Genomic DNA, 25,121 nt, shown 5'->3' on the forward strand with positions numbered 1-25,121 from the left:
TTGAAATTAACCCTTGACGCCCCGTTTTATATCTCTATAATTCGCCCCACTTCCGGCGTAGTCGGAACCGAAAACTCCTTGAGTTTCAAAGAGTTAGCGGTTTCAGGTGGTGCTGGAGGGGCTTCGATCGAAAGATCGGCAGCGGTGAAAAAGGTGGTTGACAGCGAATTGAAACGCTGTAGAATTCGCCTCCCGCTGACGAGAGATCGCAGCGAGTTAAGCGGTTGAAGTTGAAAGGCTTTTTGCTAAAAACTTCAAAATAAACGCTTGACACACTCTGAGGAAAGCGTAGAATGCGCGCCTCGGTTGAAGCGAAAGACTTCAGCCAACGCTCTTTAACAATCGAATCAAGCAATTCGTGTGGGTGCTTGTGAGCTCAGACTGATAGTCAAAAAGATTATCAGCATCACAAGTGACTACACGAGAAGTCGAAAGACTTCGAATAAGTCATTTGAGATTGCTGAGCCAAGTTTAGGGTTTTCTCAAAACCCAAGCAGTATTGAACTGAAGAGTTTGATCATGGCTCAGATTGAACGCTGGCGGCAGGCCTAACACATGCAAGTCGAGCGGATGACGGGAGCTTGCTCCTTGATTCAGCGGCGGACGGGTGAGTAATACCTAGGAATCTGCCTGGTAGTGGGGGACAACGTTTCGAAAGGAACGCTAATACCGCATACGTCCTACGGGAGAAAGCAGGGGACCTTCGGGCCTTGCGCTATCAGATGAGCCTAGGTCGGATTAGCTAGTTGGTGAGGTAATGGCTCACCAAGGCGACGATCCGTAACTGGTCTGAGAGGATGATCAGTCACACTGGAACTGAGACACGGTCCAGACTCCTACGGGAGGCAGCAGTGGGGAATATTGGACAATGGGCGAAAGCCTGATCCAGCCATGCCGCGTGTGTGAAGAAGGTCTTCGGATTGTAAAGCACTTTAAGTTGGGAGGAAGGGCATTAACCTAATACGTTAGTGTTTTGACGTTACCGACAGAATAAGCACCGGCTAACTCTGTGCCAGCAGCCGCGGTAATACAGAGGGTGCAAGCGTTAATCGGAATTACTGGGCGTAAAGCGCGCGTAGGTGGTTCGTTAAGTTGGATGTGAAATCCCCGGGCTCAACCTGGGAACTGCATCCAAAACTGGCGAGCTAGAGTAGGGCAGAGGGTGGTGGAATTTCCTGTGTAGCGGTGAAATGCGTAGATATAGGAAGGAACACCAGTGGCGAAGGCGACCACCTGGGCTCATACTGACACTGAGGTGCGAAAGCGTGGGGAGCAAACAGGATTAGATACCCTGGTAGTCCACGCCGTAAACGATGTCAACTAGCCGTTGGAATCCTTGAGATTTTAGTGGCGCAGCTAACGCATTAAGTTGACCGCCTGGGGAGTACGGCCGCAAGGTTAAAACTCAAATGAATTGACGGGGGCCCGCACAAGCGGTGGAGCATGTGGTTTAATTCGAAGCAACGCGAAGAACCTTACCAGGCCTTGACATGCAGAGAACTTTCCAGAGATGGATTGGTGCCTTCGGGAACTCTGACACAGGTGCTGCATGGCTGTCGTCAGCTCGTGTCGTGAGATGTTGGGTTAAGTCCCGTAACGAGCGCAACCCTTGTCCTTAGTTACCAGCACGTTATGGTGGGCACTCTAAGGAGACTGCCGGTGACAAACCGGAGGAAGGTGGGGATGACGTCAAGTCATCATGGCCCTTACGGCCTGGGCTACACACGTGCTACAATGGTCGGTACAGAGGGTTGCCAAGCCGCGAGGTGGAGCTAATCTCACAAAACCGATCGTAGTCCGGATCGCAGTCTGCAACTCGACTGCGTGAAGTCGGAATCGCTAGTAATCGCGAATCAGAATGTCGCGGTGAATACGTTCCCGGGCCTTGTACACACCGCCCGTCACACCATGGGAGTGGGTTGCACCAGAAGTAGCTAGTCTAACCTTCGGGAGGACGGTTACCACGGTGTGATTCATGACTGGGGTGAAGTCGTAACAAGGTAGCCGTAGGGGAACCTGCGGCTGGATCACCTCCTTAATCGACAGACATCAGCTGTCTTATAAGCTCCCACACGAATTGCTTGATTCATTGAAGAAGACGATATCGGTAACAGCTCTTAACTGGGTCTGTAGCTCAGTTGGTTAGAGCGCACCCCTGATAAGGGTGAGGTCGGCAGTTCGAATCTGCCCAGACCCACCAGTTTCTTGTTGGGGCCATAGCTCAGCTGGGAGAGCGCCTGCCTTGCACGCAGGAGGTCAGCGGTTCGATCCCGCTTGGCTCCACCACCCCTTGCTACCGTGTCAAAGCTTAGAAATGAATATTCGCGTCGAATATTGATTTCTGAACTTTTTCAGAATCGTTCTTTAAAAATTTGGGTATGTGATAGAAAGATAGACTGGACAACACTTTCACTGGTGATTGTTCAGGCTAAGGTAAAATTTGTGAGTTTTCATGAATTTTCGGCGAATGTCGTCTTCACAGTATAACCAGATTGCTTGGGGTTATATGGTCAAGTGAAGAAGCGCATACGGTGGATGCCTTGGCAGTCAGAGGCGATGAAAGACGTGGTAGCCTGCGATAAGCTTCGGGGAGTCGGCAAACAGACTTTGATCCGGAGATCTCTGAATGGGGGAACCCACTCAGCATAAGCTGAGTATCTTGTACTGAATACATAGGTGCAAGAGGCGAACCAGGGGAACTGAAACATCTAAGTACCCTGAGGAAAAGAAATCAACCGAGATTCCCTTAGTAGTGGCGAGCGAACGGGGACTAGCCCTTAAGTGGCTTTGAGATTAGCGGAACGCTCTGGAAAGTGCGGCCATAGTGGGTGATAGCCCTGTACGCGAAAATCTCTTAGTCATGAAATCGAGTAGGACGGAGCACGAGAAACTTTGTCTGAATATGGGGGGACCATCCTCCAAGGCTAAATACTACTGACTGACCGATAGTGAACCAGTACCGTGAGGGAAAGGCGAAAAGAACCCCGGAGAGGGGAGTGAAATAGAACCTGAAACCGTATGCGTACAAGCAGTGGGAGCCTACTTTGTTAGGTGACTGCGTACCTTTTGTATAATGGGTCAGCGACTTATATTCAGTGGCGAGCTTAACCGAATAGGGGAGGCGTAGCGAAAGCGAGTCTTAATAGGGCGCTTAGTCGCTGGGTATAGACCCGAAACCGGGCGATCTATCCATGGGCAGGTTGAAGGTTAGGTAACACTGACTGGAGGACCGAACCGACTACCGTTGAAAAGTTAGCGGATGACCTGTGGATCGGAGTGAAAGGCTAATCAAGCTCGGAGATAGCTGGTTCTCCTCGAAAGCTATTTAGGTAGCGCCTCATGTATCACTGTAGGGGGTAGAGCACTGTTTCGGCTAGGGGGTCATCCCGACTTACCAAACCGATGCAAACTCCGAATACCTACAAGTGCCGAGCATGGGAGACACACGGCGGGTGCTAACGTCCGTCGTGAAAAGGGAAACAACCCAGACCGTCAGCTAAGGTCCCAAAGTCATGGTTAAGTGGGAAACGATGTGGGAAGGCTTAGACAGCTAGGAGGTTGGCTTAGAAGCAGCCACCCTTTAAAGAAAGCGTAATAGCTCACTAGTCGAGTCGGCCTGCGCGGAAGATGTAACGGGGCTCAAACCATGCACCGAAGCTACGGGTATCACTTAGGTGATGCGGTAGAGGAGCGTTCTGTAAGCCTGTGAAGGTGAGTTGAGAAGCTTGCTGGAGGTATCAGAAGTGCGAATGCTGACATGAGTAACGACAATGGGAGTGAAAAACTCCCACGCCGAAAGACCAAGGTTTCCTGCGCAACGTTAATCGACGCAGGGTTAGTCGGTCCCTAAGGCGAGGCTGAAAAGCGTAGTCGATGGAAAACAGGTTAATATTCCTGTACTTCTAGTTATTGCGATGGAGGGACGGAGAAGGCTAGGCCAGCTTGGCGTTGGTTGTCCAAGTTTAAGGTGGTAGGCTGAGATCTTAGGTAAATCCGGGATCTTAAGGCCGAGAGCTGATGACGAGTTGCCATTAGGCGACGAAGTGGTTGATGCCATGCTTCCAAGAAAAGCTTCTAAGCTTCAGATAACTAGGAACCGTACCCCAAACCGACACAGGTGGTTGGGTAGAGAATACCAAGGCGCTTGAGAGAACTCGGGTGAAGGAACTAGGCAAAATGGCACCGTAACTTCGGGAGAAGGTGCGCCGGTGAGGGTGAAGGACTTGCTCCGTAAGCTCATGCCGGTCGAAGATACCAGGCCGCTGCGACTGTTTATTAAAAACACAGCACTCTGCAAACACGAAAGTGGACGTATAGGGTGTGACGCCTGCCCGGTGCCGGAAGGTTAATTGATGGGGTTAGCTAACGCGAAGCTCTTGATCGAAGCCCCGGTAAACGGCGGCCGTAACTATAACGGTCCTAAGGTAGCGAAATTCCTTGTCGGGTAAGTTCCGACCTGCACGAATGGCGTAACGATGGCGGCGCTGTCTCCACCCGAGACTCAGTGAAATTGAAATCGCTGTGAAGATGCAGTGTATCCGCGGCTAGACGGAAAGACCCCGTGAACCTTTACTATAGCTTTGCACTGGACTTTGAATTTGCTTGTGTAGGATAGGTGGGAGGCTTTGAAGCGTGGACGCCAGTTCGCGTGGAGCCATCCTTGAAATACCACCCTGGCAACTTTGAGGTTCTAACTCAGGTCCGTTATCCGGATCGAGGACAGTGTATGGTGGGTAGTTTGACTGGGGCGGTCTCCTCCTAAAGAGTAACGGAGGAGTACGAAGGTGCGCTCAGACCGGTCGGAAATCGGTCGTAGAGTATAAAGGCAAAAGCGCGCTTGACTGCGAGACAGACACGTCGAGCAGGTACGAAAGTAGGTCTTAGTGATCCGGTGGTTCTGTATGGAAGGGCCATCGCTCAACGGATAAAAGGTACTCCGGGGATAACAGGCTGATACCGCCCAAGAGTTCATATCGACGGCGGTGTTTGGCACCTCGATGTCGGCTCATCACATCCTGGGGCTGAAGCCGGTCCCAAGGGTATGGCTGTTCGCCATTTAAAGTGGTACGCGAGCTGGGTTTAGAACGTCGTGAGACAGTTCGGTCCCTATCTGCCGTGGACGTTTGAGATTTGAGAGGGGCTGCTCCTAGTACGAGAGGACCGGAGTGGACGAACCTCTGGTGTTCCGGTTGTCACGCCAGTGGCATTGCCGGGTAGCTATGTTCGGAAGAGATAACCGCTGAAAGCATCTAAGCGGGAAACTTGCCTCAAGATGAGATCTCACTGGAGCCTTGAGCTCCCTGAAGGGCCGTCGAAGACTACGACGTTGATAGGTTGGGTGTGTAAGCGCTGTGAGGCGTTGAGCTAACCAATACTAATTGCCCGTGAGGCTTGACCATATAACACCCAAGCAATCTGCAGCGCAGATTGTGGTGGTGAAGACGCATTGAACCGAAAGTTCAAAAAAACCACAGATTGTCACATACCCGATTCGCTGGAGTGTCTGCACAAGACCTTCTGGCAACAGAATTTCTTGACGACCATAGAGCATTGGAACCACCTGATCCCATCCCGAACTCAGCAGTGAAACGATGCATCGCCGATGGTAGTGTGGGGTTTCCCCATGTGAGAGTAGGTCATCGTCAAGATTAAAATCCGAAACCCCTATCTGCGTACGCAGGTAGGGGTTTTGTCTTTTCTGGGCCGCTAAATATCGATCTGCAGGGGTGGGCTTGCCCCACCGTTTGGGATCAAGGGTCAGGAGCAATCATAGGGATAGCTCGCCCCCTCACATCTTTGCTCGGCATGCGATCTCATTTCGCGTCGACCCAGTCTCCTCAGATTTCTATGCAATCCCCACCCGCATGGATATCATGCGAACCTCATTACGAGTCGAGATTGGCATGCTGAAGTTGTTGAAGCTCCTCAAGGATGGCCGGTTCCATTCCGGGCAGGATCTGGGGGTCGCCCTTGGCGTAAGCCGTAGTGCTGTCTGGAAACAGTTACAGCACCTCGAGGCTGAATTGAATCTGCCCATTCATAAAGTGCGCGGTCGCGGCTATCAGCTGGCTGCGCCGTTATCGCTGCTGGAGGCGCCGGCTATTGCCGAGTATGCCCAGGGCGAGAATTGGCCTGCCCTGATATTCGATTCTATTGATTCGACCAATGCCCAAGCTTTGCGCTCTATTAGCGAGGGGCAGGCTGCACCGTTCCTGGTGCTGGCCGAGCGGCAGACAGCCGGTCGTGGGCGACGAGGACGACAGTGGGTCAGCCCCTTCGCTGAAAACCTCTATTACAGCCTCGTGTTGCGCATTGAGGGTGGCATGCGTCAGCTCGAAGGCCTCAGCTTGGTCGTTGGGCTTGCGGTGATGCGTACCTTGCACGCATTCGGCGTTGCTGATGCGGGTTTGAAGTGGCCGAATGATGTGCTGGTCAATAATCAAAAGATCGCCGGTATTCTCTTGGAGCTGGTCGGTGATCCGGCGGATGTGTGTCATGTAGTGCTGGGTGTGGGAGTCAATGTAAACATGCAGTCGGCCGGTGAGATCGACCAGGCGTGGACCTCAATGCGTCGCGAGACCGGCTTGAATGTTGATCGTAATATGCTGGTCGCCCGGCTCAATCAGAATTTGCAATCAGATTTGGAGCGGCACCGGCATGGCGGATTCGCCACCTTCCAGCAGGAGTGGGAGCACGCCCATCTCTGGCAGGGGCAAGCGGTATCTTTGATCGCCGGGGTCAATAGGATTGACGGCAAAGTATTGGGCGTCGATGGTCAGGGTGCTTTGCGTCTTGACGTCGATGGTGTGGAGAAGAGCTTCAGCGGTGGTGAGCTCAGTTTGAGGTTGCGTGATGATTCTTGAGCTCGATTGCGGTAATAGCTTCATCAAGTGGCGCATTGTGCGTAGCGCATTTGCGACGATCGTAGCGGGCGGTGTAGTCGATTCTGATCAGGCTCTCATTGCGGCAATCACGGCGCTGGCAAGTCCTCCTGAGCGCTGTCGCCTGGTAAGTGTCAGGAGTGAAGAGGAAACCGAAAGTCTTGGCGCGCTGTTGTCGCGCCAGTTCGGGATTGACGTAATGGTTGCCCAGCCCGCCAGAGAGGTGGGTGTTGTGCGTAATGGCTATGACGACTATGAGCGCCTGGGGCTGGACCGCTGGCTTGCCTTGCTGGGGGGGTATCACCTGGCCAAGCGGGCCTGTCTCGTAATGGACTTCGGGACTGCGGCAAAGGCTGACTTCGTCGCCGCTGACGGCGAGCACCTGGGGGGCTTCATATGCCCTGGAATGCCGCTGATGCGTAGCCAGTTGCGTACCCATACCCGCCGGATTCGCTATGACGACGCATCGGCAGAACGCGCTCTGTCGAGCATGACGCCAGGGCGTTCGACAGTGGAGGCTGTGGAGCGTGGTTGCGTTCACATGCTCCAGGGGTTTGCTCGTTCTCAGATCGATCACGCGAAGGCGTTGTGGGGGGATGATTTCACAGTGCTGCTGACAGGTGGTGATGCGCCACTGGTGCAAGAGGCGGTCCCACATGCCCGAGTCGTGCCTGACCTGGTGTTTGTGGGCTTGGCGTTGGCCTGTCCGCTGGATTGAGGTGACTATGCGTTGGTTGTTTCTGTTGTTGGTGGTGCTCAATGGCGTTTATTACGTCTGGCATCAGCAAGAGGCACCCTTGAAGGCCAAGGAAGTGGCGCCTCTGTCGCTCTATAAGGGTAGTCAGCAGGGGATTCGGCTATTGAGCGAATCTGAGCAGGATAAGCGCCCGTCCGAAGGTGATCAGGAGTGCCTGTATGTTGGGGGGCTCGCCACCAAGGAGCAGCTCAATGCCCTGCGTCAGCGTCTTCTGGCATTGGATGTCGAAGCGCTACCGGTTATTGGCAGGCTGGGTGACTCAGGGGGCTTGTGGTTGCAGGTCGCTCCACAAAGCCGGCGTTTGCTGGACCAAACCCTGCTTGGAGTACTTTCCCGAGATTTCAAAGACTTAAAACATAAAATAATGTTGTGCGAGGGTATTGCAACTGGCGAATAGCTTGATAGAATGGCGCCCGCTTCACAGGGATGACCACTGAGTGGTTGAACTGAGAAGTAGCTGTCAAATTAGCTAACCTCAAGATTTTAATGAGAAAAAGCTTGACAGTAGGACGGCAAGAGTTGAAAATGCCGCCCACGCTTAGGAGGGGTTCCCGAGCGGCCAAAGGGATCAGACTGTAAATCTGACGTCTACGACTTCGAAGGTTCGAATCCTTCCCCCTCCACCAGTTTAGCGAGAGCCGCAAGCTCCGCGGGTATAGTTTAGTGGTAGAACCTCAGCCTTCCAAGCTGATGATGCGGGTTCGATTCCCGCTACCCGCTCCAGGTTTGCTGTTTTTGCACAGTGTTACGCTCTTGTAGCTCAGTTGGTAGAGCACACCCTTGGTAAGGGTGAGGTCAGCGGTTCAAATCCGCTCAAGAGCTCCATATAACAAGGCAGATATGAAAATATCTGCCTTTGTTTTAATGGTCTGTTTGATCTGCTTATTACTTCTACCGGGGGATAATCTCGATGGCTAAGGAAAAGTTCGAACGTAACAAGCCGCACGTAAACGTTGGCACCATTGGTCACGTAGACCATGGCAAGACCACGTTGACAGCTGCGCTGACTCGCGTTTGTTCCGAGGTTTTCGGTTCGGCCAAGGTCGACTTCGACAAGATCGATAGCGCCCCGGAAGAGAAGGCTCGCGGTATTACCATTAATACTGCGCACGTCGAGTACGATTCAAACATTCGTCACTACGCTCACGTTGACTGCCCAGGTCACGCTGACTACGTGAAGAACATGATCACCGGTGCTGCCCAGATGGACGGCGCGATCCTGGTTTGCTCGGCCGCCGATGGTCCGATGCCACAAACCCGTGAGCACATCCTGCTGTCCCGTCAGGTTGGCGTTCCGTACATCGTGGTCTTCCTGAACAAGGCTGACCTGGTAGACGACGCTGAGCTGCTGGAACTGGTTGAGATGGAAGTTCGCGACCTGCTGTCCACCTATGACTTCCCAGGCGACGACACTCCGATCATCATCGGTTCGGCTCGTATGGCGCTGGAAGGCAAAGACGACAACGAAATGGGTACCACCGCTGTCAAGCGCCTGGTTGAAACTCTGGACAGCTACATCCCAGAGCCAGAGCGTGCTATCGACAAGCCGTTCCTGATGCCAATCGAAGACGTATTCTCGATCTCGGGTCGTGGTACCGTAGTTACCGGTCGTATCGAGCGTGGTATCGTCCGCGTTCAGGACGCCCTGGAAATCGTTGGTCTGCGTGACACCACCACCACCACCTGCACCGGTGTTGAGATGTTCCGCAAGCTGCTGGACGAAGGTCGTGCTGGCGAGAACTGTGGCGTTCTGCTGCGTGGTACCAAGCGTGACGACGTTGAGCGTGGTCAGGTTCTGGTTAAGCCAGGTTCGGTTAAGCCGCACACCAAGTTCACCGCAGAAGTTTACGTTCTGAGCAAGGAAGAAGGCGGCCGTCATACTCCGTTCTTCAAAGGCTACCGTCCACAGTTCTACTTCCGTACTACTGACGTGACCGGTAACTGCGAGCTGCCAGAAGGCGTTGAAATGGTAATGCCAGGTGACAACATCCAGATGACTGTCACTCTGATCAAAACCATCGCAATGGAAGATGGTCTGCGTTTCGCTATCCGTGAAGGCGGTCGTACCGTCGGCGCTGGCGTCGTAGCCAAAGTAATCGAATAAGTAGTTGATTTCTCTCGATCAGGTCGGCATAATGGCCGGCCTGATAAGCTTTTAGGTCAGTAGCTCAATTGGCAGAGCGACGGTCTCCAAAACCGTAGGTTGGGGGTTCGATTCCCTCCTGACCTGCCAGATTCACCTCGTGTGTCTGGCTTTCTTTTCACAGGATTTTCCTAGATGACTCCCAAGGCTGAAGCCCAAGACTCTCGTTTTGACCTGCTCAAGTGGCTGGCTGTTGTCGCTTTGGTAGTCGTTGGTGTGGTGGGTAATCAATATTACTCCGCTTCGCCGATTCTGTATCGCGTACTCGCACTTCTCGCACTTGCTGCTGTCGCTGGCTTTATTGCCCTTCAGACTGCCAAGGGCAAGTCGTTCTTTGCGCTGGCAAAGGAAGCTCGCACCGAGATTCGTAAAGTCGTATGGCCAACCCGTCAAGAAACCATGCAAACCACACTCATCGTAGTGGCGGTTGTCCTGGTGATGGCGCTGCTGCTGTGGGGTCTCGACTCCCTGCTCGGTTGGTTGATTTCCTTGATTGTTGGCTAAGGGTGTCCCGTGGCTAAGCGTTGGTACGTTGTGCATGCTTACTCGGGTTACGAGAAGCATGTAATGCGCTCGCTGATCGAGCGCGTAAAGCTGGCTGGCATGGAAGACGGTTTCGGCGAAATTCTGGTCCCCACTGAAGAAGTGGTTGAGATGCGCAACGGCCAGAAGCGCAAGAGCGAGCGTAAGTTCTTCCCGGGTTATGTGCTGGTCCAGATGGACATGAACGAAGGGACTTGGCACTTGGTCAAGGATACCCCTCGCGTCATGGGCTTCATTGGTGGTACTGCAGATAAACCTGCACCAATTACCGATAAAGAAGCTGAGGCCATTCTGCGCCGTGTTGCCGATGGCAGCGACAAGCCTAAGCCGAAGACGCTGTTCGAGCCGGGCGAAGTTGTCCGTGTTATCGATGGTCCGTTCGCTGATTTCAACGGTACTGTTGAAGAAGTTAACTACGAGAAGAGCCGGATCCAAGTGGCCGTGCTTATTTTCGGTCGCTCTACCCCGGTAGAGCTTGAGTTCAGCCAGGTCGAGAAGGTCTAGCCGAACAAAGCATCCCTGACCCCGCAGCCCTATGTGCTGCGGGGTTTTGTCGTCACTGGGATAAAACGCAAGTCATCCGGGGAGCCTTCAGGCGTTCGTACCCGATATTGGAGTAGCTCATGGCTAAGAAGATTCAGGCTTACATCAAGCTGCAAGTAAAGGCCGGCCAGGCCAACCCAAGCCCACCCGTTGGCCCAGCACTGGGTCAGCACGGTGTGAACATCATGGAATTCTGCAAGGCCTTCAACGCCCGTACTCAGGGTCAAGAAGCCGGCCTGCCGACTCCTGTGATCATCACTGTTTACAGTGATCGTAGCTTCACCTTCGAAACCAAAAGCACCCCTGCTTCGGTTCTGCTGAAGAAAGCAGCTGGCCTGACCAGCGGTTCGGCACGTCCGAACACCGTTAAAGTCGGTACTGTGACTCGTGCTCAGCTGGAAGAGATCGCAAAAACCAAAAATGCTGATCTGACTGCCGCTGACATGGAAGCAGCCGTGCGTACCATCGCCGGTTCTGCTCGCAGCATGGGCCTCAACGTGGAGGGTGTGTAATGGCTAAGCTGACCAAGCGCCAAAAGGCCATTGCTTCGAAGCTCGAAGCTGGCAAAGTCTACAATTTCGAAGACGCAGCAGTGCTGCTGGCCGAACTGTCCACTGTGAAGTTCAGCGAATCCTTCGACGTTGCTGTCAACCTCGGTGTTGACCCGCGTAAATCCGACCAGGTTGTTCGTAGCGCTACTGTGCTGCCGCACGGCACTGGCAAGACCGTACGCGTTGCTGTCTTCACTCAGGGTCCAGCTGCTGAGGCCGCTCTGGCTGCCGGCGCTGACCGTGTAGGTATGGACGATCTGGCTGCCGAAATGAAAGGCGGCGACCTGAACTATGACGTCGTAATTGCTTCCCCGGACGCAATGCGTGTTGTAGGTCAGCTGGGTCAGGTTCTGGGTCCTCGCGGCCTGATGCCTAACCCGAAAGTCGGTACCGTAACTCCAGACGTAGCCACTGCGGTTAAAAACGCCAAGGCTGGTCAGGTTCGTTATCGCACCGACAAAAACGGCATCATCCACACCTCCGTTGGCAAGGTCGGCTTTGAAGCTGGCAAGCTGAAGGAAAACGTTGAAGCCCTGATCGCTGATCTGAAGCGTATCAAGCCAGCTTCCTCGAAAGGTATCTACGTTAAGCGCGTTACCCTGAGCACCACTATGGGCCCAGGTCTGGTCATCGACCAGAGCTCGCTGAACGCGTAAGACAAAAGCCGATGCGAGCGATCGCGTCGGCTTAAAAAATTGGGGTCCCTGCCTGGCGGGGGCTATCCAAGACCGTAGGCGGCGCAAGCCTTAAACCTAAAGCCTACGCAGATGGTGCTCCCGGTTCCTTACCGAATCAGACACCAAAACGACATCCGGCTTCGGCCAGATGAAACGGTAACAAGCAGGAGTTTTACCCGTGGCAATTAAACTCGAAGACAAGAAGGCCATCGTCGCTGAAGTCAACGAGGCTGCCAAAGTCGCTCTGTCCGCTGTCGTGGCTGATGCCCGTGGTGTGACTGTAGGCGCAATGACCGGACTCCGTAAAGAGGCTCGTGAAGCTGGCGTATACGTACGTGTCGTACGTAACACCCTGCTCAAGCGCGCTGTTGCTGACACTGAATTCAGTGTCCTCAACGACGCCTTCACTGGCCCGACCCTGATCGCTTTCTCCAATGAACACCCGGGCGCTGCTGCTCGTCTGTTCAAAGAGTTCGCCAAGGGTCAGGACAAGTTCGAGATCAAGGCAGCTGCGTTCGACGGCAAGTTCCTTGCCGCAAACGAAATCGACGTGTTGGCTACCCTGCCGACCCGCGACGAAGCCATCGCGAAGCTGATGAGCGTGATCCAAGGCGCTACCAGCAAGCTGGCTCGTACTTTGGCAGCTATTCGCGACCAGAAAGAAGCTACTGCTGCCTAAGGCACAGAAAGCGCTTTCGAAATCATACGTTTAATTTGATAGCTGCGTAGGCTGTCACCCCAATACAGGATTTAAGTCATGTCTCTGACTAACGAGCAAATCATCGAAGCAATCGGCCAGAAAACCGTTCTGGAAGTTGTTGAGCTGATCAAAGCAATGGAAGAAACCTTCGGCGTTACCGCTGCTGTTGCCGCTGCCGGCCCAGCTGCTGCCGCTGCCGTTGTTGAAGAGCAAACCGAATTCAACGTTGTTCTGGTTGAAGCCGGCGAGAAGAAAGTCAACGTGATCAAGGCCGTTCGTGAACTGACCGGTCTGGGCCTGAAAGAAGCCAAAGAGAAAGTTGACGGCGCTCCTCAGGTTGTCGCTGAAGGCGTTTCGAAAGAAGCTGCTGAAGACGCCAAGAAGAAGCTGGAAGAAGCAGGCGCTAAAGTCGAACTCAAGTAATTTCGACTTTGCGACTCCAGCCCGAGCGCTAAGCAAACGGCTGATGGCTGGTGGCTCTTGCCACCGGCCTTTTTCCGTTATTGGCAGCTGACTAGGTCGGCGCCGATAACGAGCTGCAACCACCAATGATGGTGGCGCAAACCAAGGGGTTTGCACGATTTTCTGGCTGCTCCCGTCGGGAGAAGCCAAACAAGCAGGTGACCAAGCTGGGGAACGCTGATGGCTTACTCATACACTGAGAAAAAACGTATCCGCAAGGACTTTAGCAAGTTGCCGGACGTCATGGATGTGCCTTACCTCCTGGCCATCCAGCTGGATTCGTATCGTGAATTCTTGCAAGCGGGAGCGACCAAAGATCAGTTCCGCGACGTGGGCCTGCATGCGGCCTTCAAATCGGTTTTCCCGATCATCAGCTACTCCGGCAATGCTGCCCTGGAGTACGTTGGCTATCGTTTGGGCGAACCAGCTTTTGATGTCAAAGAATGCGTACTGCGCGGCGTAACCTACGCCGTACCACTGCGGGTGAAAGTGCGCCTGATCATTTTCGACAAAGAATCGTCGAACAAAGCGATCAAGGACATCAAAGAGCAAGAAGTCTACATGGGTGAAATCCCCCTGATGACTGAAAACGGTACCTTCGTAATCAATGGTACCGAGCGTGTTATCGTTTCCCAGCTGCACCGTTCGCCAGGTGTGTTCTTCGACCACGACCGTGGCAAGACTCACAGCTCGGGCAAGCTGCTGTACTCGGCTCGGATCATTCCTTACCGTGGCTCGTGGCTGGACTTCGAATTCGATCCGAAAGACTGTGTATTCGTCCGTATCGACCGTCGTCGCAAACTGCCTGCGTCGGTACTGCTGCGTGCACTGGGTTACAGCACTGAAGAAGTGTTGGATGCCTTCTACACCACCAACGTTTTCCACGTATCGGGCGAGAAGCTGAGCCTGGAGCTGGTGCCTCAGCGCCTGCGTGGTGAAGTTGCGGTCATGGATATCCATGACGAAACCGGCAAGGTGATTGTCGAGCAGGGTCGTCGTATTACCGCTCGTCACATCAACCAGCTGGAAAAGGCCGGTGTTAAGCAACTGGACGTTCCTATGGAATACGTCCTGGGCCGTACTACCGCCAAAGCCATTGTGCATCCGGCTACCGGCGAAATCCTGGCCGAGTGCAACACCGAGCTGAATACCGAGCTGCTGATCAAGATCGCCAAGGCTCAGGTAGTCCGCATCGAGACCCTGTACACCAACGATATCGACTGTGGTCCATTCATCTCCGATACCCTGAAGATCGACTCCACCAGCAATCAGCTGGAAGCGCTGGTCGAAATCTATCGGATGATGCGTCCTGGCGAGCCGCCAACCAAGGATGCCGCCGAGACCCTGTTCAACAACCTGTTCTTCAGCGCCGAGCGTTACGATCTGTCGGCTGTTGGTCGCATGAAGTTCAACCGTCGTATCGGTCGTACCGAAATCGAAGGTTCGGGCGTGCTGAGCAAGGAAGACATCGTCGAGGTCCTCAAGACCCTGGTCGATATCCGTAACGGCAAAGGCATCGTCGACGACATCGACCACCTGGGTAACCGTCGCGTTCGTTGCGTCGGCGAGATGGCCGAGAACCAGTTCCGCGTTGGCCTGGTACGCGTAGAGCGTGCGGTCAAAGAGCGTCTGTCGATGGCTGAAAGCGAAGGCCTGATGCCTCAGGACCTGATCAACGCCAAGCCGGTTGCGGCGGCAGTGAAAGAGTTCTTTGGCTCCAGCCAGCTCTCGCAGTTCATGGACCAGAACAACCCGCTCTCCGAGATTACTCACAAGCGTCGTGTCTCTGCACTCGGCCCTGGTGGTTTGACTCGTGAGCGCGCAGGCTTTGAAGTCCGTGACGTGCACCCGACTCACTACGGCCGTGTCTGCCCGATCGAGACCCCTGAAGGTCCGAACATCGGTCTGATCAACTCCCTGGCAGCTTATGCCCGCACCAACCAGTACGGCTTCCTCGAAAGCCCGTATCGCGTGGTGAAAGAGGGTGTGGTTACCGACGAGATCGTGTTCCTGTCGGCGATTGAAGAAGCGGATCACGTCATCGCTCAGGCTTCGGCCGCGATGAACGAGAAGAAGCAACTGATCGACGAGCTGGTAGCCGTTCGTCACCTGAACGAGTTCACCGTCAAGGCGCCGGAAGACGTCACCTTGATGGACGTTTCGCCGAAGCAGGTAGTTTCGGTCGCCGCGTCGCTGATTCCGTTCCTCGAGCACGACGACGCCAACCGTGCGTTGATGGGTTCGAACATGCAGCGTCAGGCTGTACCAACCCTGCGCGCCGACAAGCCGCTGGTCGGTACCGGTATGGAGCGTAACGTTGCCCGTGACTCCGGCGTTTGCGTCGTGGCTCGTCGTGGTGGTGTGATCGATTCCGTCGATGCCAGTCGTATTGTGGTTCGTGTTGCGGATGACGAAGTTGAAACCGGCGAAGCTGGTGTCGACATCTACAACCTGACCAAATACACCCGCTCGAACCAGAACACCTGCATCAACCAGCGTCCGCTGGTACGCAAGGGTGATGTGGTCCAGCGTAGCGACATCATGGCCGACGGCCCGTCCACCGATATGGGTGAACTGGCACTGGGTCAGAACATGCGCATCGCGTTCATGGCATGGAACGGCTTCAACTTCGAAGACTCCATCTGCCTGTCCGAGCGTGTAGTTCAGGAAGACCGCTTCACCACGATCCACATCCAGGAACTGACCTGTGTGGCCCGTGACACCAAGCTTGGCCCAGAGGAAATCACCGCGGACATTCCGAACGTCGGTGAAGCCGCTCTGAACAAGCTGGATGAGGCTGGTATCGTCTATGTTGGTGCTGAAGTTGGCGCCGGCGACATCCTGGTCGGCAAGGTCACGCCAAAAGGCGAAACCCAGCTGACTCCAGAAGAGAAGCTGCTGCGTGCGATCTTCGGTGAGAAGGCCAGCGACGTTAAAGACACCTCCCTGCGCGTGCCAACCGGCACCAAAGGTACTGTCATCGACGTACAGGTCTTCACCCGTGACGGCGTTGAGCGCGACAGCCGTGCGCTGTCCATCGAGAAGATGCAGCTCGACGAGATCCGCAAGGACCTGAACGAAGAGTTCCGTATCGTAGAAGGTGCAACCTTCGAGCGTCTGCGTTCTGCCCTGAACGGTCAGGTCGTCGACGGTGGTGCAGGCCTGAAGAAGGGTACTGTCATCACCAACGAAGTACTGGACGGCCTGGAGCATGGCCAGTGGTTCAAGCTGCGCATGGCCGAAGACGCGCTGAACGAACAACTCGAGAAGGCTCAGGCCTACATCGTTGATCGTCGCCGTCTGCTGGATGACAAGTTCGAAGACAAGAAGCGCAAGCTGCAGCAGGGCGATGACCTGGCACCGGGCGTACTGAAGATCGTCAAGGTCTACCTGGCAATCCGTCGTCGCATCCAGCCGGGCGACAAGATGGCCGGTCGTCACGGTAACAAAGGTGTGGTCTCCGTGATCATGCCCGTCGAAGACATGCCGCACGACGCCAACGGTACGCCGGTTGACGTGGTACTCAACCCGTTGGGTGTACCATCGCGTATGAACGTTGGTCAGATCCTCGAAACCCACCTGGGCCTCGCAGCCAAGGGTCTGGGCGAGAAGATCAACCGCATGCTCGAAGAGCAGCGCAAGGTCATCGAACTGCGCAAGTTCCTCACCGAGATCTATAACGAGATCGGTGGTCGTCAGGAAAGCCTTGAGACCTTCTCCGACCAGGAAATCCTGGATCTGGCGAAGAACCTCAAAGGTGGTGTGCCTATGGCTACACCAGTTTTCGACGGTGCGAAGGAAAGCGAGATCAAGGCCATGCTGAAACTGGCAGACATGCCAGAAAGCGGTCAGATGCAGCTGTTCGATGGTCGTACCGGCAACAAGTTCGAGCGCCATGTGACCGTTGGTTACATGTACATGCTCAAGCTGAACCACTTGGTGGACGACAAGATGCACGCGCGTTCCACTGGTTCTTACAGCCTGGTTACCCAGCAGCCGCTGGGTGGTAAGGCGCAGTTCGGTGGTCAGCGTTTCGGGGAGATGGAAGTGTGGGCGCTGGAAGCATACGGCGCGGCATACACCCTGCAAGAAATGCTCACAGTGAAGTCGGACGACGTGAACGGTCGGACCAAGATGTACAAAAACATCGTGGACGGCGATCACCGTATGGAGCCGGGCATGCCCGAGTCCTTCAACGTGTTGATCAAAGAGATTCGTTCGCTCGGTATCGATATCGATCTGGAAACCGAATAACACGTGACGCGAATCGGGAGCGTGGCTGAAAAGCCCGCTCCCTGCTCCGCCAGGAGGAAAGGCCTTGAAAGACCTACTGAATTTGCTGAAAAACCAGGGTCAAGTCGAAGAGTTCGACGCCATCCGTATCGGATTGGCCTCGCCTGAGATGATCCGTTCGTGGTCGTTCGGTGAAGTTAAAAAGCCGGAAACCATCAACTACCGTACGTTCAAGCCTGAGCGTGACGGTCTGTTCTGCGCCAAGATCTTTGGCCCAGTCAAGGACTACGAGTGCCTGTGCGGTAAGTACAAGCGCCTGAAGCACCGTGGCGTGATCTGCGAGAAGTGCGGCGTTGAAGTCGCCCTGGCCAAAGTTCGTCGTGAGCGCATGGCGCACATCGAGCTGGCCTCTCCGGTTGCCCACATCTGGTTCCTGAAATCGCTGCCGTCCCGTATCGGCCTGCTGATGGACATGACCCTGCGTGATATCGAGCGCGTTCTCTATTTCGAGAGCTATGTCGTTATCGATCCAGGCATGACCACGCTGGAAAAAGGTCAGTTGCTCAATGATGAGCAGTACTTCGAAGCGCTGGAAGAGTTTGGTGATGACTTCGACGCCCGTATGGGTGCCGAGGCTGTCCGTGAACTGCTGCACGCTATCGACCTGGAGCACGAGATTGGCCGCCTGCGCGAAGAGATTCCGCAGACCAACTCGGAAACCAAGATCAAGAAGCTGTCCAAGCGTCTGAAACTGATGGAAGCCTTCCAGGGTTCGGGCAACCTGCCTGAGTGGATGGTCCTGACCGTTCTGCCGGTTCTGCCGCCAGATCTGCGCCCATTGGTTCCGCTGGATGGCGGTCGCTTCGCGACTTCCGACCTGAACGATCTCTATCGTCGGGTGATCAACCGTAACAACCGCCTGAAGCGCCTGCTCGATCTGTCCGCACCGGACATCATCGTGCGCAACGAAAAGCGCATGCTGCAGGAAGCTGTCGACGCACTGCTGGATAACGGCCGTCGCGGTCGTGCCATTACCGGTTCCAACAAGCGTCCTCTGAAATCCCTGGCTGACATGATCAAGGGTAAGCAGGGTCGTTTCCGTCAGAACTTGCTCGGTAAGCGTGTTGACTACTCCGGCCGTTCGGTAATTACCGTAGGCCCGACCCTGCGTCTGCACCAGTGCGGTCTGCCGAAGAAGATGGCGCTCGAGCTGTTCAAGCCGTTCATTTTCGGCAAGCTGGAAATGCGTGGTCTGGCGACCACCATCAAGGCCGCCAAGAAGATGGTCGAGCGCGAGCTGCCAGAGGTGTGGGACGTTCTCGCCGAAGTGATTCGCGAACACCCGGTACTGCTCAACCGTGCACCGACCCTTCACCGTTTGGGTATCCAGGCGTTTGAACCGGTACTGATCGAAGGTAAGGCTATTCAGCTGCACCCACTGGTCTGTGCTGCGTACAACGCCGACTTCGACGGTGACCAGATGGCCGTTCACGTGCCGCTGACGCTGGAAGCCCAGCTCGAAGCGCGTGCGCTGATGATGTCGACCAACAACATTCTGTCGCCAGCCAACGGTGAGCCAATCATCGTTCCTTCGCAGGACGTTGTACTGGGTCTGTACTACATGACCCGTGAAGCCATCAACGCCAAGGGCGAAGGTCGCGTATTTGCCGACCTGCAGGAAGTCGACCGCGTATTCCGCGCCGGCGAAGCTGCCTTGCACGCCAAGATCAAGGTTCGTATCAACGAAACCGTTAACGATCGCGATGGCGGCAGCGTCAAGAACACCCGTATCGTCGACACCACCGTCGGCCGTGCTTTGCTGTTCCAGGTTGTTCCACCAGGTCTTTCGTACGACGTGGTCAACCAGCCAATGAAGAAAAAGGCGATCTCCAAGCTGATCAACCAGTGCTACCGCGTGGTTGGTCTGAAAGAGACCGTGATCTTCGCTGACCAGCTGATGTACACCGGCTTTGCCTACTCGACCATCTCCGGCGTTTCCATCGGTGTTAACGACTTCGTTATCCCGGATGAAAAAGCACGCATCATCGGTACCGCTACCGACGAAGTGAAAGAGATCGAGAGCCAGTACGCCTCCGGCCTGGTAACCCAGGGCGAGAAGTACAACAAAGTCATCGACTTGTGGTCCAAGGCGAACGATGAAGTTTCCAAGGCGATGATGGCCAACCTCTCGAAAGAGAAGGTCATTGACCGCAATGGCGACGAAGTCGAGCAAGAGTCCTTCAACTCGATGTACATGATGGCTGACTCCGGTGCTCGGGGTTCGGCAGCTCAGATTCGTCAGTTGGCCGGTATGCGTGGTCTGATGGCCAAGCCGGACGGCTCGATCATCGAGACGCCAATTACCGCGAACTTCCGTGAAGGCCTGAGCGTACTCCAGTACTTCATCTCGACTCACGGTGCTCGTAAGGGTCTTGCGGATACCGCGTTGAAAACCGCTAACTCCGGTTACCTGACTCGTCGTCTGGTAGACGTTGCACAGGATCTGGTCGTTACCGAGATCGACTGCGGCACCGAGCAAGGCCTGCTGATGACGCCGCACATTGAAGGCGGCGACGTAGTAGAGCCTTTGGGTGAGCGCGTACTGGGTCGAGTTATTGCCCGTGACGTGTTCAAGCCAGGCACTGACGACGTTATCGTTCCTGCCGGCACCCTGGTGGACGAGAAGTGGGTCGAGTTCATCGAGCTGAACAGCATCGACGAAGTGATCGTCCGTTCGCCGATCAGCTGCGAAACCCGCTACGGCATCTGCGCCAAGTGTTACGGTCGTGATCTGGCTCGCGGTCACCAGGTGAACATCGGTGAAGCTGTCGGCGTTATCGCTGCACAGTCGATCGGTGAGCCGGGTACCCAGTTGACCATGCGTACGTTCCACATCGGTGGTGCTGCAAGCCGGACCTCGGCTGCCGACAGCGTCCAGGTGAAGAACGGCGGTATGGTTCGCCTGCACAACCTGAAGCAGGTTGAGCGCGCCGACGGTAACCTGGTTGCCGTATCGCGTTCCGGTGAGTTGGCGATTGCCGACGAATTCGGTCGTGAGCGTGAGCGCTACAAGCTGCCTTACGGTGCAGTGATTTCGGTGAAGGAAGGCGACAAGGTCGACGCTGGCGCAATCGTCGCCAAATGGGATCCGCACACCCACCCGATCGTTACCGAAATGAAAGGTACCGTGACCTTCGTGGGCATGGAAGAAGGTATTACCATCAAGCGTCAGACTGACGAATTGACTGGTTTGACCAACATTGAAGTTCTGGACGTTAAAGACCGTCCGGCTGCAGGTAAGGAAATCCGTCCTGCAATCAAGATGGTCGACGCCAATGGTAAGGATCTGCTGCTGCCAGGTACCGACGTACCAGCTCAGTACTTCCTGCCGGCGAACGCCCTGGTTGGTGTGGCTGACGGTGCCCAGATCGGTGTCGGTGATGTTATCGCGCGTATCCCGCAAGAAACGTCGAAGACCCGTGACATCACCGGTGGTCTGCCTCGGGTTGCCGACTTGTTCGAAGCCCGTCGTCCGAAAGAAGCCTCGATCCTGGCTGAAGTCAGCGGCACCATCGCATTCGGTAAAGAGACCAAAGGCAAGCGCCGTCTGGTCATTACGCCGAACGACGGTAGCGATCCGTATGAAGAGCTGATTCCGAAGTGGCGTCACCTGAACGTCTTCGAAGGCGAGCAAGTGAACCGCGGCGAAGTTATCTCCGACGGTCCTAGCGACCCGCACGACATCCTGCGTCTGCTGGGTGTAAGCGCGCTGGCCAAGTACATCGTCAACGAGATTCAGGACGTTTACCGTCTGCAAGGCGTGAAGATCAACGACAAGCACATCGAAACCATCCTGCGTCAGATGCTGCGCAAGGTTGAGATTGCCGAGTCGGGTGACTCCAGCTTCATCAAGGGCGACCAAATGGAGTTGACCCAGGTACTGGTAGAGAACGAGCGCCTCAGCGCGGAAGACAAGTTTGTCTCCAAGTTCACTCGTGTACTGTTGGGTATCACCAAGGCTTCGCTGTCGACCGAGTCGTTCATCTCGGCGGCCTCCTTCCAGGAGACCACCCGTGTTCTGACCGAAGCGGCGGTAACTGGCAAGCGTGACTACCTGCGCGGCCTGAAAGAAAACGTGGTCGTGGGTCGTCTGATCCCGGCTGGTACCGGTCTGGCATACCACAGCGAGCGTAAGCGTCGCCGTGATGCAGACAAGCCGCTGCGCGTAAGTGCCAGTGAGGTGGAAGCCGCACTGACCGAAGCGCTGAATTCCAGCGGTAACTGAAAGTAGGACAGGGCCCTGGCTTACCCGATCTGGTCATTGGCGACATAAAATGTTGCCGATGACCGGAGGAGGGAGGCTGGGGCCTCGTCTTGACTGGGGGCAAGATCCTCTTTAGACTCTTGTACCCCTAAATTTGGTGGGACTCCGTCCCGCCAATTTTTGCTTTTCTTGCAAGACAATAGCGTCGCAAGACAACAGTGGAGCTAGTAGATGGCAACTATCAACCAGCTGGTACGTCAGCCGCGTAAGCGTATCGTCGAGAAATCCGACGTTCCTGCGCTGCAGAACTGCCCGCAACGTCGTGGCGTGTGCACCCGTGTGTACACCACTACGCCGAAAAAACCTAACTCGGCACTGCGTAAAGTATGCCGTGTGCGTCTGACCAACGGTTTCGAGGTTTCCTCGTACATCGGTGGTGAAGGCCACAACCTGCAAGAGCACAGCGTCGTACTGATCCGCGGCGGTCGTGTAAAAGACTTGCCAGGTGTTCGTTACCACACCGTTCGCGGCTCCCTGGATACCTCCGGTGTTAAAGGTCGTAACCAAGGTCGTTCGAAGTACGGTACCAAGCGTCCGAAGTAATCGGCCGTTTGCAGCAGTTTGCAGATATTCATTTTATTGAGTCGATAAGAGTAAGGTCGGGCACGCACCCTTTGGGTCAACTGTCCCGGGCTAACCTGAAGACCGTTTGAGGGCTTATCAATGCCAAGACGTCGTGTAGCAGCCAAGCGTGAGATTCTGGACGATCCAAAATACGGAAGCCAGATCCTCGCCAAGTTCATGAACCACGTAATGGAAAGCGGCAAGAAAGCCGTTGCCGAGCGTATCGTTTACGGTGCGTTGGACAAGGTGAAAGAACGCAAGAACAGCGATCCCCTGGAAATCTTCGAGAAAGCTCTCGACGCCATCGCTCCGCTGGTCGAAGTTAAGTCGCGCCGTGTTGGCGGTGCCACTTACCAGGTTCCTGTTGAAGTTCGTCCATCCCGTCGTAACGCCCTGGCAATGCGCTGGTTGGTAGACTACGCCCGCAAGCGTGGCGAGAAGTCCATGGCTCTGCGCCTGGCTGGCGAGCTGCTGGATGCCGCTGAAGGCAAAGGTGCTGCAGTCAAGAAGCGTGAAGATGTACACCGTATGGCCGAAGCCAACAAGGCTTTCTCGCACTACCGCTTCTAATTCTGGCATCACTATTTTTGCGAGGGCTCTATGGCTCGTACTACACCAATCAACCGCTACCGTAACATTGGTATTTGCGCGCACGTTGACGCGGGCAAAACTACCACTACCGAGCGGATCCTGTTCTACACAGGTCTGAGCCACAAGATGGGCGAGGTGCATGACGGCGCCGCGACCACCGACTGGATGGTGCAGGAGCAGGAGCGGGGTATTACCATTACCTCCGCTGCTGTTACCACCTTCTGGAAAGGTTCCCGTGGCCAGTACGACAACTACCGCGTAAACGTCATCGATACCCCTGGCCACGTTGACTTCACTATTGAAGTAGAACGTTCGCTGCGCGTACTCGACGGCGCGGTCGTTGTGTTCTGTGGCACCTCCGGCGTTGAGCCTCAGTCCGAAACCGTATGGCGTCAGGCCAACAAGTACGGTGTTCCACGTGTTGTTTACGTGAACAAGATGGACCGTGCTGGTGCCAACTTCCTGCGCGTCGTAGGTCAGATCAAGAACCGCCTGGGTCACACCCCGGTTCCTGTTCAGCTGGCCATCGGTTCGGAAGATAACTTCCAGGGTCAGGTCGATCTGATCAAGATGAAGGCTATCTACTGGAACGACGACGACAAGGGCACCACTTATCGCGAGGAAGAAATTCCTGCCGATATGCTGGACCTGGCTAACGAGTGGCGCGCCAATATGGTCGAAGCCGCTGCTGAAGCCAACGAAGAGCTGATGAACAAATACCTTGAAGAAGGTGAGCTGAGCGTCGAAGAAATCAAAGCCGGTCTGCGTGCGCGCACCCTGGCCAGCGAGATCGTTCCGGCTGTCTGCGGTTCTTCCTTCAAGAACAAGGGCGTTCCTCTGGTTCTCGATGCTGTCATCGACTTCCTGCCGGCTCCGACCGAGATCCCTGCGATTCAGGGTATCCACCCGGACCACGTCGACGACGAAAACGCTCCGAAAATCGAGCGTCACGCCGACGACAGCGAGCCGTTCTCGGCTCTGGCGTTCAAGATTGCTACTGACCCGTTCGTGGGTACCCTGACTTTCGTGCGCGTTTACTCGGGCATGCTGCAGTCTGGCGACTCCGTGATCAACTCGGTAAAGGGCAAGAAAGAGCGCGTTGGTCGTATGGTGCAAATGCACGCCAACCAGCGTGAAGAAATCAAAGAAGTTCTCGCGGGCGACATCGCTGCGCTGATCGGCATGAAGGACGTCACCACTGGTGACACCCTGTGCAACGCCGACAAGCCAGTCATCCTCGAGCGTATGGACTTCCCTGAGCCGGTAATTTCGGTAGCTGTAGAGCCGAAAACCAAGCAAGACCAGGAGAAGATGGGTATCGCACTGGGCAAGCTGGCCCAGGAAGACCCGTCGTTCCGCGTCAAGACTGACGAAGAAACCGGTCAGACCATTATCTCGGGTATGGGCGAGCTTCACCTGGACATCCTCGTTGACCGCATGAAGCGCGAATTCAACGTCGAAGCCAACATCGGTAAGCCGCAGGTTTCCTACCGCGAGCAGATCACCAAGGACAACGTCGAGATCGAAGGTAAGTTCGTTCGTCAGTCCGGTGGTCGCGGTCAGTTCGGTCACTGCTGGATTCGCTTCTCGCAGCCAACAGTGGACGACAAGGGCAACATCACCGAAGGCCTGGAATTCACCAACGAGGTTGTAGGTGGTGTGGTTCCTAAGGAATACATCCCGGCGATCCAGAAGGGTATCGAAGAGCAGATGAAGAACGGCATTGTTGCCGGCTATCCGCTGATCGGCCTGAAGGCTACCGTGTTTGATGGTTCCTACCACGACGTCGACTCCAACGAGATGGCGTTTAAGGTGGCGGCCTCCATGGCGACCAAGCAGCTGGCTGCCAAAGGCGGCGGTAAAGTGCTTGAGCCGATCATGAAGGTAGAAGTTGTTACTCCTGAGGACTACATGGGTGACGTGATGGGTGACCTGAACCGTCGTCGTGGTCTGATCCAGGGTATGGAAGATTCGGTGTCCGGCAAGGTTGTCCGTGCTGAAGTTCCGCTCGGAGAGATGTTCGGTTATGCAACCGACGTTCGTTCCATGTCTCAGGGTCGCGCGAGCTACTCCATGGAATTCTCCAAATACGCCGAAGCTCCGTCGAATATCGTCGAAGCACTCGTTAAAAAACAAGGCTAATCCAGCCCTT

15 protein-coding genes, 6 tRNA genes and 3 rRNA genes are annotated in these 25,121 nt (G+C 55.1%); all 24 read left to right on the forward strand.

The features are described 5' to 3' along the window. Positions 1-501: 501 nt before the first annotated feature. The 24 genes from NPS58_RS06395 (at position 502) to fusA (ending at position 25,111) form a co-directional block, all read left to right on the forward strand. Positions 502-2,038: ribosomal RNA gene (locus tag NPS58_RS06395) — 16S ribosomal RNA — on the forward strand. A gap of 85 nt (positions 2,039-2,123) precedes the next feature. Further along, positions 2,124-2,200, forward strand: a tRNA-Ile gene (locus NPS58_RS06400). Between the two features lie 10 nt (positions 2,201-2,210). Next, positions 2,211-2,286 (forward strand) — tRNA-Ala (locus tag NPS58_RS06405). A gap of 222 nt (positions 2,287-2,508) precedes the next feature. Beyond that, positions 2,509-5,399: ribosomal RNA gene (locus tag NPS58_RS06410) — 23S ribosomal RNA — on the forward strand. A 133-nt stretch (positions 5,400-5,532) separates the two neighbouring features. After that, positions 5,533-5,648, forward strand: a 5S ribosomal RNA gene (gene rrf, locus NPS58_RS06415). Together the 16S, 23S and 5S rRNA genes with 2 tRNA genes alongside form the textbook arrangement of a ribosomal RNA operon. Positions 5,649-5,903: 255 nt before the next feature. Further along, positions 5,904-6,863: a bifunctional biotin--[acetyl-CoA-carboxylase] ligase/biotin operon repressor BirA gene (gene birA / locus NPS58_RS06420; protein WP_274114500.1), complete on the forward strand. Its 960-nt coding sequence runs from the start codon at positions 5,904-5,906 to the stop codon at positions 6,861-6,863. After that, a complete protein-coding gene (locus tag NPS58_RS06425) occupies positions 6,853-7,599 on the forward strand; it encodes a pantothenate kinase (protein ID WP_274114502.1) in 747 nt (248 codons plus the stop codon). The genes birA and NPS58_RS06425 overlap by 11 nt, the downstream gene beginning before the upstream one ends. Before the next feature lie 7 nt (positions 7,600-7,606). After that, complete coding sequence (locus NPS58_RS06430; protein WP_274114504.1) at positions 7,607-8,035, forward strand: hypothetical protein; 429 nt, start codon at positions 7,607-7,609, stop codon at positions 8,033-8,035. Between the two features lie 144 nt (positions 8,036-8,179). Continuing rightward, positions 8,180-8,264 (forward strand) — tRNA-Tyr (locus NPS58_RS06435). Positions 8,265-8,287: 23 nt separating this feature from the next. Further along, a tRNA-Gly gene (locus NPS58_RS06440) sits at positions 8,288-8,361 on the forward strand. A 26-nt stretch (positions 8,362-8,387) separates the two neighbouring features. Continuing rightward, positions 8,388-8,463 (forward strand) — tRNA-Thr (locus NPS58_RS06445). Between the two features lie 85 nt (positions 8,464-8,548). Next, a complete protein-coding gene (tuf, locus tag NPS58_RS06450) occupies positions 8,549-9,742 on the forward strand; it encodes an elongation factor Tu (RefSeq protein WP_100634181.1) in 1,194 nt (397 codons plus the stop codon). A 53-nt stretch (positions 9,743-9,795) separates the two neighbouring features. After that, positions 9,796-9,871, forward strand: a tRNA-Trp gene (locus NPS58_RS06455). Between the two features lie 45 nt (positions 9,872-9,916). Continuing rightward, positions 9,917-10,285, forward strand: coding sequence for a preprotein translocase subunit SecE (secE, locus tag NPS58_RS06460; RefSeq protein WP_274114506.1), 369 nt, complete (start codon positions 9,917-9,919; stop codon positions 10,283-10,285). 9 nt (positions 10,286-10,294) lie between these two features. Further along, positions 10,295-10,828, forward strand: coding sequence for a transcription termination/antitermination protein NusG (gene nusG, locus NPS58_RS06465; protein WP_010220294.1), 534 nt, complete (start codon positions 10,295-10,297; stop codon positions 10,826-10,828). Between the two features lie 119 nt (positions 10,829-10,947). After that, positions 10,948-11,379: a 50S ribosomal protein L11 gene (gene rplK, locus NPS58_RS06470; RefSeq protein ID WP_028944937.1), complete on the forward strand. Its 432-nt coding sequence runs from the start codon at positions 10,948-10,950 to the stop codon at positions 11,377-11,379. Continuing rightward, complete coding sequence (gene rplA / locus NPS58_RS06475; RefSeq protein WP_028944938.1) at positions 11,379-12,074, forward strand: 50S ribosomal protein L1; 696 nt, start codon at positions 11,379-11,381, stop codon at positions 12,072-12,074. The genes rplK and rplA overlap by 1 nt, the downstream gene beginning before the upstream one ends. A 199-nt stretch (positions 12,075-12,273) precedes the next feature. Further along, the gene (gene rplJ, locus NPS58_RS06480) at positions 12,274-12,774 is read left to right on the forward strand and encodes a 50S ribosomal protein L10 (RefSeq protein WP_028944939.1); all 501 of its coding nucleotides are present in this window, start codon (positions 12,274-12,276) and stop codon (positions 12,772-12,774) included. A gap of 78 nt (positions 12,775-12,852) precedes the next feature. Then, entirely contained in the window at positions 12,853-13,218 is a 366-nt protein-coding gene (rplL, locus tag NPS58_RS06485; RefSeq protein WP_007957596.1) for a 50S ribosomal protein L7/L12, read from the forward strand. Between the two features lie 219 nt (positions 13,219-13,437). Further along, a complete protein-coding gene (gene rpoB / locus NPS58_RS06490) occupies positions 13,438-17,511 on the forward strand; it encodes a DNA-directed RNA polymerase subunit beta (RefSeq protein ID WP_274114509.1) in 4,074 nt (1,357 codons plus the stop codon). Between the two features lie 64 nt (positions 17,512-17,575). Continuing rightward, positions 17,576-21,775 carry a DNA-directed RNA polymerase subunit beta' gene (gene rpoC / locus NPS58_RS06495; RefSeq protein WP_028944941.1) on the forward strand — a complete coding sequence of 1,400 codons (4,200 nt, stop codon included), beginning with the start codon at positions 17,576-17,578 and terminating at the stop codon, positions 21,773-21,775. Between the two features lie 210 nt (positions 21,776-21,985). Further along, positions 21,986-22,357 carry a 30S ribosomal protein S12 gene (rpsL, locus tag NPS58_RS06500; protein ID WP_003186084.1) on the forward strand — a complete coding sequence of 124 codons (372 nt, stop codon included), beginning with the start codon at positions 21,986-21,988 and terminating at the stop codon, positions 22,355-22,357. Between the two features lie 120 nt (positions 22,358-22,477). Further along, complete coding sequence (gene rpsG, locus NPS58_RS06505) at positions 22,478-22,948, forward strand: 30S ribosomal protein S7 (RefSeq protein ID WP_008089143.1); 471 nt, start codon at positions 22,478-22,480, stop codon at positions 22,946-22,948. A gap of 30 nt (positions 22,949-22,978) precedes the next feature. Further along, positions 22,979-25,111, forward strand: coding sequence for an elongation factor G (gene fusA, locus NPS58_RS06510; RefSeq protein ID WP_274114511.1), 2,133 nt, complete (start codon positions 22,979-22,981; stop codon positions 25,109-25,111). Positions 25,112-25,121: the final 10 nt, after the last annotated feature.

Origin of the sequence: Pseudomonas putida, assembly GCF_028682455.1 — a bacterium.
In the GTDB taxonomy this organism is placed as follows: domain Bacteria; phylum Pseudomonadota; class Gammaproteobacteria; order Pseudomonadales; family Pseudomonadaceae; genus Aquipseudomonas; species Aquipseudomonas putida_AA.

Excerpts from the sequence above, each read along its gene's own strand:
- birA (WP_274114500.1), top strand. The coding sequence starts at position 5,904 with ATGCTGAAGTTGTTGAAGCTCCTCAAGGATGGCCGGTTCCATTCCGGG.
- NPS58_RS06425 (WP_274114502.1), top strand. The coding sequence starts at position 6,853 with ATGATTCTTGAGCTCGATTGCGGTAATAGCTTCATCAAGTGGCGCATT.
- NPS58_RS06430 (WP_274114504.1), top strand. The coding sequence starts at position 7,607 with ATGCGTTGGTTGTTTCTGTTGTTGGTGGTGCTCAATGGCGTTTATTAC.
- tuf (WP_100634181.1), top strand. The coding sequence starts at position 8,549 with ATGGCTAAGGAAAAGTTCGAACGTAACAAGCCGCACGTAAACGTTGGC.
- secE (WP_274114506.1), top strand. The coding sequence starts at position 9,917 with ATGACTCCCAAGGCTGAAGCCCAAGACTCTCGTTTTGACCTGCTCAAG.
- rplK (WP_028944937.1), top strand. The coding sequence starts at position 10,948 with ATGGCTAAGAAGATTCAGGCTTACATCAAGCTGCAAGTAAAGGCCGGC.
- rplA (WP_028944938.1), top strand. The coding sequence starts at position 11,379 with ATGGCTAAGCTGACCAAGCGCCAAAAGGCCATTGCTTCGAAGCTCGAA.
- rplL (WP_007957596.1), top strand. The coding sequence starts at position 12,853 with ATGTCTCTGACTAACGAGCAAATCATCGAAGCAATCGGCCAGAAAACC.
- rpoB (WP_274114509.1), top strand. The coding sequence starts at position 13,438 with ATGGCTTACTCATACACTGAGAAAAAACGTATCCGCAAGGACTTTAGC.
- rpsL (WP_003186084.1), top strand. The coding sequence starts at position 21,986 with ATGGCAACTATCAACCAGCTGGTACGTCAGCCGCGTAAGCGTATCGTC.
- rpsG (WP_008089143.1), top strand. The coding sequence starts at position 22,478 with ATGCCAAGACGTCGTGTAGCAGCCAAGCGTGAGATTCTGGACGATCCA.
- fusA (WP_274114511.1), top strand. The coding sequence starts at position 22,979 with ATGGCTCGTACTACACCAATCAACCGCTACCGTAACATTGGTATTTGC.